Genomic DNA, 16,094 nt, shown 5'->3' on the forward strand with positions numbered 1-16,094 from the left:
GTGCGGCTTTTGCCCGGGCGGCAAGTGCAAGATCGCGGCGGTCGGGGCCGGGGTGGGTCAGGGGCGGAGGGCGCCGGGGGCGGTGGCCGGGACCGCGGGGTGGCGCGGGGGGATCGGGTCCAGGCGGCGGTAGGGGGAGCCGAGTGGGGGGCGGGGGTCCGGTTCGCCCTTGTTGGGCCAGAAGGACATGGCGCGTTCGGCCTGGGCGGTGATGGTCAGCGAGGGGTTCACCCCGAGGTTCGCCGAGATCGCCGCGCCGTCCACCACGTGCAGCCCGGGGTGCCCGTAGACCCGGTGCCAGGGGTCGATCACCCCGTCGGCCGCGGTGGCGCCGATCACCGCCCCGCCCAGGATGTGCGCGGTCATCGGGATGTCGAACGGCTCGGTGAGCGAGCCGCCGGGCACCCCGCCGATCTCCTCGGCGAGCAGCCGGGCGGCGGTGTTGCCGGCCGGGATCCAGGTCGGGTTGGGGGTGCCGTGCCCGGGCCCGGAGACCAGCCGCCGGCCGAACGGGCCGCGCCGGAACCGGGTGGTCAGCGAGTTGTCCGCGGACTGCATGACCAGGGCGATCACCGTACGCTCCGACCAGCCGCGCACGCTCAGCATCCGGGCCGCCGTGCCGGGCTGGCGCAGCAGGATGCCCAGCCACCGGCGCAGCCGGTGCGGCCCGCCGTCGACCAGCAGCGACTGGAGCAGTCCCATGGCGTTGGAGCCCCGGCCGTAGCGGACCGGCTCGATGTGGGTCTGCGGGTCGGGGTGGAACGAGCTGGTGATCGCCACCCCCTCGGTGAAGTCGAGCCCCCGCTCCCGGGCCTGCCGGCGGGACACCGAGGCGCCGAGGATCGCCTCCGAGTTGGTCCGGGTCAGCTCGCCGAGCCGGGGCGAGAGCGCGGGCAGCGCGCCGGTGGCCTTCATCTCGTGCAGCAGCCGCTGGGTGCCGAGCGCGCCGGCGGCGAAGACCACCTGGTCGGCGTGGATCACCTGGCGGCGCCGGCGCAGCCAGGCCCCGGTGCGGACGGTCTGCACCGCGTAGCCGCCGTCCGCCGCCGGCCGGACCGCGGTCACCGTGGTCAGCGGGTGCACCTGGACGCCGAGCCGCTCGGCCAGCCAGAGGTAGTTCTTCACCAGCGTGTTCTTCGCACCCTGGCGGCAGCCGGTCATGCAGGAGCCGCAGTGCGTGCAGCCGGTGCGCTCCGGCCCGGCGCCGCCGAAGTAGGGGTCGGCCACCCGCTCGCCCGGCCGGCCGATGTGCACCCCGACCGGGGTGGCGTGCACTGTGTGCCCCACCCCCATCCGCTCGGCCACCGCCCGCATCGCCCGGTCCGCGCCGGTGACCATCGGGTACGTGGTGACGCCGAGCATCCGCTTCGCCTGGTCGTAGTGCCGGGCCAGTTCGTCGCGCCAGTCGGTGATGTCCCGCCACTGCGGGTCGGCGTAGAAGGCCGGCAGCGGCTCGTAGAGGGTGTTCGCGTAGACCAGCGAACCGCCGCCGACCCCGGTGCCGGAGAGCACCATCACCCCGCCGCCGGCCCGCCGGTCGGCCGGGCGCAGCAGGGTGATCCGTTGCAGGCCGTAGCAGCCGAGCCGCGGCGCCCAGAGGAAGCGGCGCAGCCGCCAGGAGGTCTGCGGGAACTCGTGGTCGGCGAATCGCCGCCCGGCCTCCAGCACGCCGACGGTGTAGCCCTTCTCGGCGAGCCGGAGCGCGGTGACGCTGCCGCCGAAGCCGGACCCGATGACGAGCACGTCGTACCGCATGGACGCATCATTACCGGTCAGTAGCTGTCGCGCCAGGGCCAGTTTTCGCGCGATCATGCACCCCGTCCACCGCCCCGCCGCCCCGGACGCAACCCGAGGCCACCGTCGGAGCGTCGAGTCAGGTACGGGGAGAGGGGTCGACATGGTCCTCCGATCGCGGACGCCACGGCGGCGCTGGCTGCTGGGGCTGGTGCTGCTCACCGCCGTGGTGCTGGTGGCGACGGCCGGCGTCGTGGTGACCCGGCTGGTCGGGGCCGACGGCGGGTCCGGCACGAGGGCAGCGGGCACGCCGAGCGCCACCCCGGCCGGCCCGCCGAGCGCCAGCGCCAGCCCGACCGGCCCACCGCCGGGCGCCGACATCACCGGCCCGCTCAACCTGCTGCTGGTCGGCGTGGACACCCGGGTCAGCGTGCCGGGCTGGGAGCCGCACGCCGACGCCGTCCTGGTGCTGCACGTGCCGAAGGGGCTGGGCCGGGCGTACCTCTTCTCGCTCCCCCGCGACCTGGTGGTGGACATCCCGGCCTACCCCAAGGCCGGCTACCGGGGCGGGCGGACCAAGCTGACCCACGCGATGAGCTACGGCAGCCGGGTGCCGGGCAAGCCGAAGCAGCCGAGCACCGCGCAGGGGTACGAGTTGCTGCGCAGCGCCGTCAGCGGCTACACCGGGCTGCGCATCGACGCCGGCGCGGTGGTCACCTTCGGCGGCTTCGACAAGCTGGTGGACACCCTCGGCGGGGTGGACATCTACGTCGACCAGCGGGTGGCCTCCCGGCACCGCCGCCCGGACGGCCGGCACCGCGACCCGGCGCCGGGCGGCTACACCGGGCCGCAGATGGTCTACGAGAAGGGCCAGCGGCACCTGACCGGCTGGCAGGCGCTCGACTACGCCCGGCAGCGCTACCTCACCGGCGGCGACTACGCCCGGCAACGGCACCAGCAGCAACTGGTCCGGGCCCTGGTCCGGAAGATCCTCGACCAGGACCTGGCCCGGCAGCCGCAACGGGTCGAGCAGGTGGTCGCCGCGCTCGGCGACACGCTGGTCTACTCCGCGCTCGGCGGGCGGCGGATCGTCGACTTCGCGTACGCCCTCGGCGAGCTGCCGCCGGAGCGGTTCGTCCTGGTCGGGCTCCCGGGCGCGTCGGTCGGCCGGGGCAGCGGCTACCGGGGCGAGCAGCTCACCAAGGTCGGCCGGGACTTCCTCACCGCGCTGCGCGCCGGCCGCGCCGACGCCCACCTCGCCGAGCACCCGCAGCTGCGGGTCAAGACCTGACCCGGCCGCCCGGGCGGCAGCGCCGCGCGGGGGCACGGTGTTCGACGCCCGCCCGGGGTGGGCCGGGGTCAGAGTCGCTCGGGGCGGGCGGGACGCTCGGTGCCGTAGAGCCAGTCGTCGAAGAGGTCGTCCAGCCGCTCGCCGGAGATCCGCTCGGCCAGTGCCACGAACTGGGCGGTGCTGCCGTTGCCGTCCCGCTTCTCCGCCGCCCAGGTCTTGAGGATCTCGAAGAACGCCTTGTCGCCGACCGCCACCCGCAGCGCGTGCACGGTCATCGCGCCGCGCTGGTAGACCGACTCGCCGAACAGGTTCTCCACCCCCGGCCTGCCCGGCGGGGTCCGCCAGACCCGGCTGCTGGCGGCGGCGTACCGGGCGTCGAAGGTCCGCGCGGCGCTCCGCCCGCCGTCGTGCTCGGTCCAGAGCCACTCGGCGTACGTGGCCAGCCCTTCGTTGAGCCAGATGTCCTGCCACCTGGTCAGCGCCACGCTGTTGCCGAACCACTGGTGGGCCAGCTCGTGCGCGACCACCCCGGTGTTCTCGCCCTGCCGGAAGAAGGACGCGGCGTAGACCGGGCGGCTCTGCGTCTCCAGCGCGTACCGGATCCGGTCGTCGGAGACCACCACCCCGCCGTACGACTCGAACGGGTACGGCCCGAAGAGCCGCTCCAGGTAGTCGGCGACCTTCACCGTCTCGGCGATCGACCGGTCCGCCGCTCCCTCGGCGAGCTTCGTGGTGACCGCGTGGAACACCGGCCGTCCCTTGTGCTCACCCCGGGTCAGCCGGAACTTCCCGATCGCCACCATGCTCAGGTAGCTCGCCATCGGGTTGCGCTCGGCCCACCTCCAGGTGGTCCAGCCGTCCGCGCTGCTCCGGCCCACCGGCACGCCGTTGCTCACCGCGGTCAGCCCGTCCGGCACGGTGATCTCGAAGTCGTAGCTGGCCTTGTCGGAGGGGTGGTCGTTGACCGGGAACCAGGTGCTCGCCGACTCCGGCTGGCCGAGCGCGATGGCGCCGTCGGAGGTGTGCAGGAACCCGCCCTGGCCGAGGGCCTCGGTACGCAGCGGCTCCGGCTCGCCGTCGTAGCTGATCTCGGCGACGAAGCCGTTGCCGGCGATCAGGCCGCGGGCCGGGGTGACCACCAGTTCGTCGCCCTTGCGGGAGTGCCGGGCGGGGGCGCCGTCCACCGTCACCTCGCGCACGGTCAACCCGGCCAGGTCGAGGTTGAACGCGGACAGGTTCGCGGTCGCGGCGGCCTGCACGGTGGTGGTGCCGGTGAGCCGGTCCGTCGCCGGGTCGTAGCGCACCTTGACCGTGTACCGGCCGACGTCGTAGCCACCGTTGCCGTAGGTCGGGAAGTAGTCGTCGCCCGCGCCGGCGCCGCCGGGCTTGAACTGCCGGGTGCTGCTCGGCGACGGGGCGGCCGAGTCGATCCCGGGCTCCGCCGGGGACCCGCACCCGCCCACGCCGAGCGCCCCGGTGACCAGCAGGCCGGTAACCAGCAGAACCCGCCGCGGCAGCGCCATCGCCTCGCCCCTCCCTGTGCCGACGGGCCGTCCCGCCGGCCGGTCCGGCCGGGCGGTGGCCACCGGCGGACCCGCGTCGCGGCCGGCCCGCCCGGCGGCAGCCTACCGACCGTCGATCAAGGACCCGTCACGGCAGGGCGGGGGCGCTGCCGCCGACCAGCCAGGCGTCGAAGAGCGGGCGCAGCGACCGCCCGGCGACCCGTTCGGCGAGCGCGATCAGGTCGGCGGTGGTGGCGTTGCCGTTGCGCCGCTCGGCGGTCCAGCTCCGCAGGATGCGGAAGAAGGTCTCGTCGCCGACGGTGCGGCGCAGCGCGTGCACGGCCAGCGCACCGCGCTTGTAGACGGCGGTGCCGAACATCTGCGTCGGTCCCGGGTCGACGGACGGGCGGGACCAGTCGGTGGCGGCGTACTGGAGCTCGAAGTTGCGCTGCGCGGTGCGGCCGCCGTCGTGCTCCTCCCACAGCCACTCCGCGTAGCTGGCGAACCCCTCGTTGAGCCAGATGTCCTGCCACTTGGTCAGCGCGACGCTGTTGCCGAACCACTGGTGGGCCAGCTCGTGGGCGACCACCCCGGTGTTGGGCCGGCCGCCGCGGAAGAAGCCCGGCCCGTACACCGGCCGCGACTGGGTCTCCAGCGCGTAGCCGATCCGGTCGTCGGTGACCACGATCCCGCCGTACGAGTCGAACGGGTACGGCCCGAAGCGGCTGGCCAGGAAGTCGGCGATCTCCCCGGTGCGGGCGAGCGAGGCGGCCTCCGGGCCGGTCGCCGGCAGGCCCGCCGGTACGGCGGTGACCATCGGCTTGCCGGCGTGGGTGCCGGTGCGCACCTGGTAGTCGCCGATCACCAGGGTGGTCAGGTAGCTGGCCATCGGTGCCCGCTCGGCCCAGCGCCAGGTGGTCCAGCCATCGGCGGTGGTCTGCTCCCCCGGCACCCCGTTGCTCAACGCCTCCAGCCCCTCCGGCACGGTCACCTCGATGTCGTAGGTGGCCTTGTCGGACGGGTGGTCGTTGACCGGGAACCAGGTGGCCGCCGAGTGCGGCTGGCCGAGCGCTATCGCGCCGTCGGCGGTGTGCTGGAAGCCGCCGTTGCCCAGCACGCCGTCGGGGACCGGGGCGGGCACCCCGGCGTACTCGACCTCGACCGCGAACTGCCGGCCCTGCGGGATCCCGTCGGCCGGGGTGACCACCAGCTCGTCGCCGTCGCGCCGGTGCTCGGCGCGCTGCCCGCCGACGGTGACCGCGCTGACGTCGAGGCCGACCAGGTCGAGGGTGAACCGGGACAGCCCGTGACTGGCCGTGGCGGTGACCGTCGCGCGTCCGTTCAACCGGTCGGTCGCCGGGTCGTACCGGACCGCCAGGCGGTAGTGCGAGACGTCGTACCCGCCGTTGCCGGCGCCGGGCACGTACGGGTCGGCGAGGTCGGCGCTGCCCGGACGGAGACCGTCGGGGTCGCCCTGCCGGTCGCCGGGGCAGCCGGTCAGCAGCCCGAGCACCGCCACGGTGGCCAGCGCCAGCGGGATCAGGTCACGAGTACGACGCACCGGCCGAGCCTATCGGCGCGGCCGGTGCGGGTGGCGTCTCTTGGCGGCGCGTCAGCGGTCGAGGACCAGGCCGACCTTCTGGAACTCCTTGAGGTCGCGGTAGCCGCACTTGGCCATCGCGCGGCGCAGCCCGCCGAAGAGGTTGAGCTGCCCGTCCGGCTCGTCGGCCGGGCCGAAGAGCAGCTGCTCCATCGAGCCGAGCGGCTCGCCGGCCACCTCGAACGCGCCGCGGGGCAGCGACGGGTGGCTGGCGGCGGAGTGCCACCAGGCGCCGCCGGCCGGCGCCTCGGTGCAGAGCGACAGCGGCTCGCCGAGCATCACCGCGTCCGCGCCGCAGCCCAGCGCCTTGGCGATGTCGCCGGACGTCTGCAGGTCGCCGTCGGCGATCAGGTGCACGTACCGGCCGCCGGTCTCGTCCAGGTAGTCCCGCCGGGCCGCCGCGGCGTCCGCGATCGCGGTGGCCATCGGCACCCGGATGCCGAGCACCGACTCGGTGGTGGACCACTCGTCGCCGCCGATGCCGACGATCACGCCGGCCGCGCCGGTCCGCATCAGGTGCAGCGCGGTCTTGTAGTCGGTGCAGCCGCCGACGATGACCGGCAGGTCGAGGTCGGCGATGAACTCCTTGAGGTTGAGCGGCTCGTCGGTGGTCGACACGTGCTCGGCCGAGACGATGGTGCCCTGGATGACCAGAATGTCCACGCCGGCGTCCAGGATCACCGGGGCCAGCGCGAGGGTGTGCTGCGGGGAGACCCGGACGGCCACCGTCCCACCGCCGGCCCGCAGCTCGCGGACCCGCTCGGCGATCAGGTCCGGGCGGATCGGCTCGGCGTACACCTCCTGGAGCCGCTTGGTGGCGCGGGCGTCCTCGTCGAGCGCGGCCAGCTCCTCGAGCACCTTGGTCGGGTTCTCGTAGCGGGTCCACAGCCCCTCGACGTTGAGCACGCCGAGGCCGCCGAGCTGGCCGAGCCGGACCGCGGAGGCCGGGCTCATGGTGGCGTCGGAGGGGTGCCCGACGCAGGGGATGCCGAACTGGTAGGCGTCGAGCTGCCAGTTGGTCGAGACGTCGTCGACGTCCCGGGTGCGGCGGCTCGGCACGATGGCGATGTCGTCCAGGTGGTAGCCGCGTTGCGCGGTCTTACCCAGCCCGATCTCGACCACGTCACGCATGGGGGACTCCAGGTGTCTTCGGGGGTGGTGTGGTGGGGGTCAGCGGGAGTGGTAGTTGGGCGCCTCGACAGTCATCTGGATGTCGTGCGGGTGGCTCTCCTTGAGCCCGGCCGCCGTGATCCGGATGAGCTGGCCGCGCCGGTGCAGCTCGGGGATGCTCTCCGCGCCGACGTACCCCATCGCGGCGCGCAGCCCACCGACGAGCTGGTGGGCGACCGTGGCGAGCGGCCCGCGGTAGGGCACCTGGCCCTCCACGCCCTCCGGGACGAGCTTGTCCTCGGCGAGCACGTCCTGCTGGAAGTAGCGGTCCTTGGAGTAGGACTTGCCCTGGCCACGGGACTGCATAGCGCCCAGCGAGCCCATCCCGCGGTACGCCTTGTACTGCTTGCCGTTGATGAAGATCAGCTCGCCGGGGCTCTCCTCGCAGCCGGCCAGCAGGCTGCCGAGCATCACCGTGTCGGCGCCGGCCACCAGGGCCTTGGCGATGTCGCCGGAGTACTGGATGCCGCCGTCGCCGATCACCGGCACGCCGGCCGGGCGGGCGGCCCGGGCGGCCTCCATGATCGCGGTGATCTGCGGTACGCCGACCCCGGCGACGATCCGGGTGGTGCAGATGGCGCCCGGGCCGACGCCGACCTTCACCCCGTCGGCACCGGCGTCGACCAGCGCCTTCGCACCGGCGTAGGTGGCCACGTTGCCGCCGACGATCTCGATGCCCACGTCCTTCTTGAGCCGGCGGACCATGTCCAGCACGGCCCGCTGGTGGCCGTGCGCGGTGTCCACGATCAGCACGTCGACGCCGGCGTCGACCAGCGCCCGGGCCCGCTTGTACGCGTCCTCGCCCACCCCGACGGCCGCGGCAACCCGCAGCCGGCCCGCCTCGTCCTTGGTGGCGTTGGGGTACTGCTCGCTCTTGGTGAAGTCCTTGACGGTAATCAGCCCGCGCAACTTGCCGGAGTCGTCGACGATCGGCAGCTTCTCCACCTTGTGCTGGCGGAGCAGGCCGAGCGCGTCCTCCTTGCTCACCCCGACCGGGGCGGTGACCAGCGGGGTCCGGGTCATGATCTCGCGGACCGGGGTGGCCGGGTCGGAGACGAAGCGCATGTCGCGGTTGGTCACGATGCCGACCAGCTGGCCCTCGGCGTCCACCACCGGCACGCCGGAGATGCGGTAGCGCCCGCAGAGCGCGTCGACGTCGCGCAGGGTGTCCTCCGGGCTGGCGGTCACCGGGTTGGTGATCATGCCCGACTCGGAGCGCTTGACCAGGTCGACCTGGAGCGCCTGGTCCTCCAGGGAGAGGTTGCGGTGCAGCACGCCGATGCCGCCCTGGCGGGCCATCGCGATCGCCATCCGCGCCTCGGTCACCGTGTCCATCGCGCTGGACAGCAGCGGCACGCTGAGGTTGATGTTGCGGGTGAGCTTGGTGACGGTGTTCACCCGGCTCGGCACGACGTCCGACTCGCCCGGCTGGAGCAGCACGTCGTCGAAGGTCAGCCCGAGCGGCACCACCCGGGCGGAGCCGGCGGGCAGCTCCGGCAGGTGACCGCCCAGCTCGCCGTGGTCGGCGCCGCTCGACAGGTCGGTGCTGGGCGAAATTTCCACGATTGCTCCCCTGAGCTGCTCGGACGGGCTTCAGCGAGGTGGCGCGGACGGGCACCGGCGTACGCCGGGTGACGGCGCGTCGCCCCATCGTACCCAGTGACCTGGGCCGGACCCGCCGGCGGCGGGCGCGGACACCGCCGGCCGGGGGGCGGGCGTCGCCGCTGCGGGAGGTCTACGGTGATGGTGTGCACGACGAGCCCATCGACCCGTTCAACGGCGACCCGGCCGATCCGGCAGCGGGCCTGCACGATCCCGGCGACGACGCCCCGCTCGACCCGCTGACCGAGGGCGAGCGCCAGGACGTGCTGGAGGATCTCGCCGACCTGGAGATCTACCAGGCGCTGCTGGCCCCGATCGGGATCCGCGGGCTGGTGATCGAGTGTGAGGACTGCCGGGAGCCGCACTACTTCGACTGGGACCTGCTCCGCGGCAACCTGCGCCACCTGCTCAGCTCCGGCCGTCCCCGGGTGCACGAGCCGGCCTACGACCCGGATCCGGACCACTACGTCACCTGGGACTACGCCCGGGGCTACGCCGACGGGGTGCACGACACCCTGACCGAGGGCACCGAGGACGAGCCCGGCTCCGCCGACTGACGCCCAGTGGGCGGTTCCGGTGGCCCGGCGCGGCAGCCCGCCCGGCCCCGCGCGTGGACGTCCAACGCGGTGCAGCTCCGCGAGTAGGTCCCGGCGGCACCGGACTCGACCCGGAGCCGGCGGGCGACGGCGGCCGCGGCGGGTCAGGCCACCAGGCCGGCCCGGAAGCCGGCGGCCACCGCGTGCGCCCGGTCCCGGGCGCCGAGCTTGCGGAAGAGCCGGCGGGCGTGCGTCTTGACGGTGTCCTCCGAGACGAACAGTTCGCGGCCGATCTCCGCGTTGCTCTTGCCCTCGGCCATGCCGAGCAGCACCTGGAGTTCCCGCTCGGTCAGCCCGACCGGCGCCCGGTTCGACCGGTTGGCCGGCGCGCCGCGGCGCGGCTCCGGCGCGGCCTCCTCCGGCTCGCCGGCGGCCGGCTCGGCCGGGTCGTCACCGCGCTGCACCGGCACCACCGCCGGGGCGCCGCCGGCCCCCTCGGCCGATCCGGCCGGCCAGGTCGGGTTGGGCTCGCCCGACGGCCGGCCGCCCTGCGCCGGGCGACCCGGGCCGCCGACCGCGGCGGTGTCCCGGGCCGGGTCGGTGATCCGGTGCCGGGCCGCGCGGCCGGGGGCGGAGAGCAGCAGCAGCGCCTTGGCCACCGCGCTGGTCAGGTCGTGGTCGACCCCCTGGATCAGGCCCCGGGCGCCGGCGCTGATGGTGGCGGCGGCCGCCTCCGACTCCTCCGCCCCGAGCAGCACCACGGCGGCCTGCGGCGCGCGGGCGAGCACCCGGCGGACGAAGCCGGCGCTGTCCGGCCGGGTGAGCGCCGTGTCGGCGAGCACCACGTCGGCCGGCCGCTCGGCCAGGCGCAGCATCACCTCGGGATCGGAGACGGCGGTCCGCACCACCGCGGACAGCCCGAGCCGGGCCGCCGCCGAGGTCAGGTGCTGGGCGGCGAGCGGTGTCCGAACGCACACGAGAACCGTACGCACAGTGGGTCTCCTCTCCGCCAATGAGCAGACCATGACCGGGCGCACCCCCGAGGGGGTTCCCGGCAATCCTCCGAACTTTTCCGACAGTTAGGGCATATGCCGCAAGTTGCCGGAAGTTTTCGATCACAGAAGTGTGAGTCGGCAAAAGCTCGGGTACCGGGAGGTCCAGGCCGGGAACGGTGCGCCAGCGCGGCCCGCCGCCCGGTTAGCCGGCCAGAAGGATCTCGCGGTGCCGCGCGGGAGGAGGGGTGCTGATGTCGAACGTACGTAGACTGCCCGGACCCATCGTCGATCTGTGGGACTGGCAGCGGCTCGGTGCCTGCCGGGGCCGCGACAGCGCCCAGTTCTTCCACCCCGACGGCGAGCGCGGCTCCTCCCGCCTGCGCCGCGAGTCCGGCGCCAAGGCGGTCTGCCGCACCTGCCCGGTGCGCGCCGAGTGCGCGGCGCACGCGCTCTCGGTCCGCGAGCCGTACGGCGTGTGGGGCGGCTTCAGCGAGTCCGAGCGACTGCGCCTGCTCGCCATGGGCTGGGAGGACCTGGCCGACCGCCGGCAGACCCGGGTCGACGTGGCCCGCCTGGAGGCCCGCCTGGGCCGCCCGCACAAGACCGCCGTCCCCGCCCAACGCAAGATCGCGCCTTCGACCCACTCCCCCCACTGCCGCGACGCCACGCCCCCCAGGCGTGGTCGCGCTGCGCCCCCGCCCCCGCCCCCCGCTTCTCTGCCCCCGCCCCGCCCCCCGCCTTCGCCCCGGTGATCATGAGGTTGACGGCGGTGTCGATCTCGACTTCACGCCGTCAACCTCATGATCAACCGACCTGGGGTCAGCGGATGGTGAGGGGACGGTGTGCTGCCGGTGGCGCCGTCGGGGCGACGTCCTGGCGGTGCGGGCGGTTCCGTTTCTCGCCGGTGCGCTCGGTCGCCCGCAATTCTGAGGGGTGTGCTTCTCGCCTGGAAGTCCCACGCCACGACCATCGCACCCAGGTGCTCCACGAGATCAGGCGGGCCAGGTCCCTCCCTGCCACGGGCCCCTCGTCGACCCGACCCCACCCGGCGGATGCCCCCGGTGCTGGGCCCAGGCCACCCCGGGCTCACGGTGATCGGGCCGGCGGTGAGCCGGTTGCCCCCTCCCGGGGCCTGGCGGTCGACCGGCGATCGGCCCTGTCTTCACTGGCCCCCTGCGCCGACCAGTCGCGCGCGCAATTCCGGTACGCGCCGTGAAGCTACCGGGCGAAGCTGGCTGGGCCCGCAGCTCGGTCACCCAATTTGCAGGCCGAGACGTAGCCGCGCCGCAGGCGCCGGGCACCATCTCGCACCGGAAGCCGTGTTTAACGGCAGCGGCTCGCCGTTCATGCTCACCGCCAGCAGGGTTCCGCCGCCCGCGCAGCACCGCTGCCGGGGTGCCGTAGTCCAGCCGTCCACCGACCGCCCGACCACCTGGTCGGCGTATCTGCCCACTCGTCCAAAGCAGGTCCTTCAGCGGCACGCCCAGCCAGCGGGCGTTGCCGATCAGGCGTCGCCGCCGACCTCGTTGGACACACGCAGGCCAGGTCACGCACCGTTTCGACCAGTGTCGCCTCAGCAGGTCGGCGGGCCTGACGCGTGCGGGTTTTTAGACCCGCCCAGACGCAGCCGCCAGGTCTCCGGGTCTGACCCTGCGGCGCCCGACCAGCGCGGTGTCGCTGGATCCAGAAGCCGAGATCTCGCAAAATGTAGGGCGCGAGTCAGCGACAGACGGCCCCGGCCGGCACCGGCGGTGCGCGGAGACCGGGGCGGGCAGCCGCGCCGCCGCCCGCTGCCGAGACGCCCCGCCGCCTGGCCAGCCATCACCTCCGCCCGCCCAGCCCGGCAGGCTGCGCCGATAGCACCTGCCTGCGGAGGAACCGCCACGCCGCGACTTCGATCGGTGCTCCCAACGGCCCCGCCGGCCGGGCGTCCGGCTGCCCAGTCGGCCCCGGGCCGTGGGTGCGCGCGGTGGCGGGCAGTGGCTCGGCGGCGACCAGGGCCACGGGTCGAGTTCCAGCGGGCTCGGCCATCAGCACAGAAGCACCAGCGCCCCCGCCCCGGCGCCGTGAGAGCAAGTGGCAGGCGTCGGCGAGGTCCGCCCGGGTCAGCGCGGTTAACCCCGAGCGCCGCGAAGGCGCCGCATGCCGCCGCAGTGACGCCAGCCGGCGGACGGCCAGCACCTGAGTAGGCGCGCGGGCCCACCGCGCCGAGCAGCAGCGCCGCCCGACCAGCAGCGATCTTGTCGCGCCGTGCCGAGCGCAGCGATCGAGCTGCTTGAGTTGGGCCTGGGAACGTGTCCACGACCAGTCCGCCGACCGCCACCAGCGGGGCCGAGCGGGGTCGGTCAGCACCGCCACCACCGCCGAGTCGACCGCCACCGCGCGGCGGTGAACCCGCCAGCGCGCGTACGCGTACGGTGCTCATCGCCAGTCTTTCCGATCGCCCGGCCCGGCCGGTAGCCACGTCAGCGTTCCGTATCCGCGAGGGTGCGAGCCGCGCCCACCGATCGTCGCCGGCCCGCGCCGGGTTGGACCGGCGCCGGCACCGTCGGCGTGACGGTGTGCCCGGACCGGTCGTACTACCGGGTCAGAAGCCCGGGCCGTGCTGGAGCGCCGTGGCCGTGACCGTGCGAGCGCCGCACCGGCGGCGTCAGCTCCGGCTCGGCCGGCTTCCACCACACGAGGCCTTCGGTGGTGGTGCTAGCAGGCCGGCGATCGACGCGGTGTTGCTGACCGCTGCGGGTCACCTTCCTGGTCGATTGATGCCGGAGATGCGGCCAGGTCGACGTACTACCGGTGGCCGCGTCGAGGCCGTGGCCCCACTCCTTTGCTGACCACTTTCTGCACCACGACGTAGCCGCTGGCTGTTCTAGCGATCCAGTAGCGCGCCGACCAGCGCCTTGCGCAGATCGAGACGCCGACCTGTATACGCCGAAGCAGCCCCAGGTCGTCGTCGAGCGCCGAGAGGATCTGGTGCCAGGGCGGCGCCACCGCCGGGGATTTCGCGTTCTCGACCGCGGCCCGGCCGATGGCGTCCTCGATGGTGCTTGCGCTCCTTTCCACCCCGACCTCGGTCGCCGCGCCCACCTGATACCTATGATGCCGCCGGAGAGCTTGGCCAGCCGCTCGGCGAGCTTCTCCCGGTCCCACTGGAGTCCGAGTCTTCTCGATCTTTGCGGATCTGGGCCACCCGGTCGGCGACCTCGCTGGCCCGGCCGCCGCCGTCGACGATGGTGGTGTTCTCCTTGTTCCACCACCACGCGGCGGTGCCGGCTAACCTCCAGGCCGACTCCTGGTCATTTGTAGCCCAGCCCGGGCGACTACAGCTTCGGCGCTGGTCAGATCGCCATGCGTCCTGCAGCATCGCTCTGCGGCGGTCGCCGGAAGCCCGCGGGTTTCACCAGCAGACCTTGACGGTCTTGCGGATCGCGTTGACCACAAGTGGTGGACAGCGCCTGGCCCTCGACGTCTCGGCGTATGATCAGCAGCGGCTTGTTGTTCTGGAGGACCTTCTTCTCAGCAAAGGCAGCATCCCAATCGCCGACTTCTGCGGTGATCAGGATGCAGGGCGCGTCCCTCGAAAGGATCACCCTCCTGCGCCTCCGTCGGTGACGAAGTTCGGCGAGATTCTGTCGAACTGGGAACCCTGGCCGGTCCAGCTCGGTGTGCAGGGTGGAGCCCTCCTCGATCGGTGATGACGCCGTCGTACGACCTTCTCCATCGCCTCGGCGGATCAGGTCGCCGATGGCGGCGTCCTGGTGCCAGATCACCGCGACGCGCCGACCGCCTTGCCGGACACCTCGACCGCGTACGCTGCGCGCCTGGCGACCCTTTGTTGGCCGCCGCGTCGATGCCCCGCTTGAGGCCGGTCGGGTTGGCGCCGGCCGCCACGCTGCAGCAGGCCCTCGCGGAACATCGCCCAGCCAGCACGGTCGCGGTGGTGGTCCCGTCGCCGCGACGTCGTTGAAGGCCCGCCCACACCTCCTTGACCAGCTGCGCGCCGAGTGTTCCGTACGGGTTGGTGAGCCCTGCACCCCCCATGTGATGGTCACACCATCAGCATCGTGGGCGCACCGAATCCTTCTTGTCCAGGACGACGCTGCCCGCGCGGGCCGTAGGCACCTTCACCGTCCGCGAGGCGTTGACCGTGCCTGGCGCAGGTGCTGGGCGTCGTCCGAAAGCTTTCCGTGATCTTCGCCATGGATGTCCCCTTTCGATGTTGCCCCGGCCCGGCGAGCCGGACCGGGGCAACGACACGGATCGGTTGTTTACTGATGACCGCGAGACGTGTCGCGGGCGGAGAGCACCAGGTACTCCTCGCCGGCGTATTTCTGACCTCGGTGCCGCTGTACTCGAGTAGAGAGGATCACGGTGTCGCCGACCTTGACGTCGATCGGCACGGTTGCCCTGTCGTCGATCCGGCCCGGGCCGACAGCGGTGACGGTGCCCCTCCTGCGGCTTCTCTCCTTGCGCGGTGCCGGGGATCACCACGATGCCCGACGCCGTGGTTCCCAGCCTCGTTCGCCTGGACCACGATCCGGTCCCCAGCGGCTTTGATCGCAACCTTTGGTCGCGGTAGTCACGGGCATACCCTCCTAGTACTGGTTTCGTTACCCGTCGGCATGCCGACCAGCGTCAATCTGCCATGCCACCGGGCGCTCGCCGTGGGCAGCTGGTCCGCCTGGCGTTCAGCCCCGGACCGATGGGCCTGGAAGCTGGCACCCCTCAGGTGAGAGCAATCGCAGGTTACCTCCGGCTAGCACTCCTGGTCAAGGAGAGCGCTAACGCGCCTGAACCTCGTGTCGCCACTCGTCCCGCCATCACCTGCCACGGGATACCGCGACACGCCGGCAACGCCTGCCGCAGCGTGGTCAACCCCCCACCGTCCGGTGCCGGCGCGGATGCCGAGGGGAGGGAGCACCGATCCCGGGTACCGACACTGACGCTTCCAGGGGTCAGCCCGCCGGGCCCGCCAGGCGCGCGGGTCAGCCAGGAGGAGCTGGGGCAAGCGATCAATCCACGCCGTCGCAGGTGGAGCGCCGTCGAGATCGGCAACGCCCGGTCCAGCCGGGACTACCTGGCCCGGGTCGACGCGGTGCTGGACACCTGGCGGGTCTCTTCTCGTCGCCATGCTGGCCGATCCGGCTTCCACGCCGCGCTTCCGACTGGTTCCGCCCCTGGGAGGAGATCGAGCGGGAGACGGTGGCGCTGCGGAGTGAGGCAGACCGCGGTGCCCGGCTACCCAGACCGAGGAGTACCGGGCGATGCTCGGGGTGGGCGGGGAGCTGAGCGCTGACGAGTTGGAGGCGCGGGTGGTGACCTCGGTTGGCCCGGCAAGTCAGGTTGACCGGCGACCCAGGCCCCAGTTCGTCGCGGTCCCGCAGCAGAGCTGCGGCGCAGGCCGAGATCAGCCACCATGCGCGCACCAGATGACGCAGCACCTGGTTGGCCGTCGGCGCGGAGCCGAATGCAGTACAGTCCGCGTCGTGCGACTCCCCTGGCACACCGGGTCGGCGGTTTCTGCCCTTCTGGCCCGGCCTGCCAGCGGCGCCGTGAGCTGATCCACCTTGACAACCAGCCCGTGGGCTGACCGTGGACAGCCCCAACGACGTTGCCGCCCGAACGACGCTGCAGACTGTGACTGGTGAGACTGCCTTGCGCCGG

Annotated in this window: 10 protein-coding genes and 2 pseudogenes; 3 read left to right on the forward strand and 9 right to left on the reverse strand. The window is 73.2% G+C overall.

Annotation, left to right across the window (positions count from 1 at the left end; translation table 11 throughout):
• Positions 1-57: 57 nt before the first annotated feature.
• Positions 58-1,755: an FAD-dependent oxidoreductase gene (locus Q3W71_RS12500; RefSeq protein WP_302919449.1), complete on the reverse strand. Its 1,698-nt coding sequence runs from the start codon at positions 1,753-1,755 to the stop codon at positions 58-60.
• A gap of 142 nt (positions 1,756-1,897) precedes the next feature.
• Here Q3W71_RS12500 and Q3W71_RS12505 point away from each other — a divergent pair, with 142 nt between their 5' ends.
• Positions 1,898-3,025 carry an LCP family protein gene (locus Q3W71_RS12505; protein WP_302919450.1) on the forward strand — a complete coding sequence of 376 codons (1,128 nt, stop codon included), beginning with the start codon at positions 1,898-1,900 and terminating at the stop codon, positions 3,023-3,025.
• 68 nt (positions 3,026-3,093) lie between these two features.
• Here the strand turns inward: Q3W71_RS12505 and Q3W71_RS12510 are convergent, their stop codons facing one another.
• From Q3W71_RS12510 to guaB, 4 genes are all read right to left on the reverse strand, one after another.
• A complete protein-coding gene (locus Q3W71_RS12510; RefSeq protein WP_302919451.1) occupies positions 3,094-4,548 on the reverse strand; it encodes a M1 family metallopeptidase in 1,455 nt (484 codons plus the stop codon).
• 127 nt (positions 4,549-4,675) lie between these two features.
• Positions 4,676-6,040 (reverse strand): M1 family metallopeptidase, encoded by a 1,365-nt coding sequence (locus Q3W71_RS12515; protein ID WP_302919690.1) that lies wholly within the window; start codon positions 6,038-6,040, stop codon positions 4,676-4,678.
• Positions 6,041-6,139: 99 nt separating this feature from the next.
• Entirely contained in the window at positions 6,140-7,258 is a 1,119-nt protein-coding gene (locus Q3W71_RS12520) for a GuaB3 family IMP dehydrogenase-related protein (RefSeq protein WP_088991960.1), read from the reverse strand.
• Positions 7,259-7,297: 39 nt separating this feature from the next.
• Entirely contained in the window at positions 7,298-8,860 is a 1,563-nt protein-coding gene (guaB, locus tag Q3W71_RS12525; protein ID WP_302919452.1) for an IMP dehydrogenase, read from the reverse strand.
• A gap of 185 nt (positions 8,861-9,045) precedes the next feature.
• Between guaB and Q3W71_RS12530 the strand changes: the two genes are divergently transcribed.
• Positions 9,046-9,456: a DUF5319 domain-containing protein gene (locus tag Q3W71_RS12530; protein ID WP_302919453.1), complete on the forward strand. Its 411-nt coding sequence runs from the start codon at positions 9,046-9,048 to the stop codon at positions 9,454-9,456.
• Positions 9,457-9,599: 143 nt separating this feature from the next.
• Here the strand turns inward: Q3W71_RS12530 and Q3W71_RS12535 are convergent, their stop codons facing one another.
• Complete coding sequence (locus tag Q3W71_RS12535; protein ID WP_302919454.1) at positions 9,600-10,427, reverse strand: helix-turn-helix transcriptional regulator; 828 nt, start codon at positions 10,425-10,427, stop codon at positions 9,600-9,602.
• A gap of 254 nt (positions 10,428-10,681) precedes the next feature.
• Here Q3W71_RS12535 and Q3W71_RS12540 point away from each other — a divergent pair.
• Positions 10,682-11,062 (forward strand): annotated as a pseudogene (locus Q3W71_RS12540) (WhiB family transcriptional regulator); the annotation flags it as partial.
• A 2,158-nt stretch (positions 11,063-13,220) separates the two neighbouring features.
• Here the strand turns inward: Q3W71_RS12540 and Q3W71_RS12545 are convergent.
• The 3 genes and pseudogenes from Q3W71_RS12545 to Q3W71_RS12555 form a co-directional block, all read right to left on the reverse strand.
• The gene (locus tag Q3W71_RS12545) at positions 13,221-13,517 is read right to left on the reverse strand and encodes a hypothetical protein (protein WP_302919455.1); all 297 of its coding nucleotides are present in this window, start codon (positions 13,515-13,517) and stop codon (positions 13,221-13,223) included.
• 251 nt (positions 13,518-13,768) lie between these two features.
• Positions 13,769-14,200 carry a hypothetical protein gene (locus tag Q3W71_RS12550; protein ID WP_302919456.1) on the reverse strand — a complete coding sequence of 144 codons (432 nt, stop codon included), beginning with the start codon at positions 14,198-14,200 and terminating at the stop codon, positions 13,769-13,771.
• A 497-nt stretch (positions 14,201-14,697) separates the two neighbouring features.
• A pseudogene (locus Q3W71_RS12555) lies at positions 14,698-14,988 on the reverse strand (co-chaperone GroES); the annotation flags it as partial.
• Positions 14,989-16,094: the final 1,106 nt, after the last annotated feature.

Origin of the sequence: Micromonospora sp. C28SCA-DRY-2 (assembly GCF_030519475.1) — a bacterium.
Classification (GTDB): Bacteria; Actinomycetota; Actinomycetes; order Mycobacteriales; family Micromonosporaceae; genus Micromonospora.

Excerpts from the sequence above, each read along its gene's own strand:
- Q3W71_RS12505 (WP_302919450.1), top strand. The coding sequence starts at position 1,898 with ATGGTCCTCCGATCGCGGACGCCACGGCGGCGCTGGCTGCTGGGGCTG.
- Q3W71_RS12500 (WP_302919449.1), bottom strand. The coding sequence starts at position 1,755 with ATGCGGTACGACGTGCTCGTCATCGGGTCCGGCTTCGGCGGCAGCGTC.
- Q3W71_RS12520 (WP_088991960.1), bottom strand. The coding sequence starts at position 7,258 with ATGCGTGACGTGGTCGAGATCGGGCTGGGTAAGACCGCGCAACGCGGC.
- Q3W71_RS12510 (WP_302919451.1), bottom strand. The coding sequence starts at position 4,548 with ATGGCGCTGCCGCGGCGGGTTCTGCTGGTTACCGGCCTGCTGGTCACC.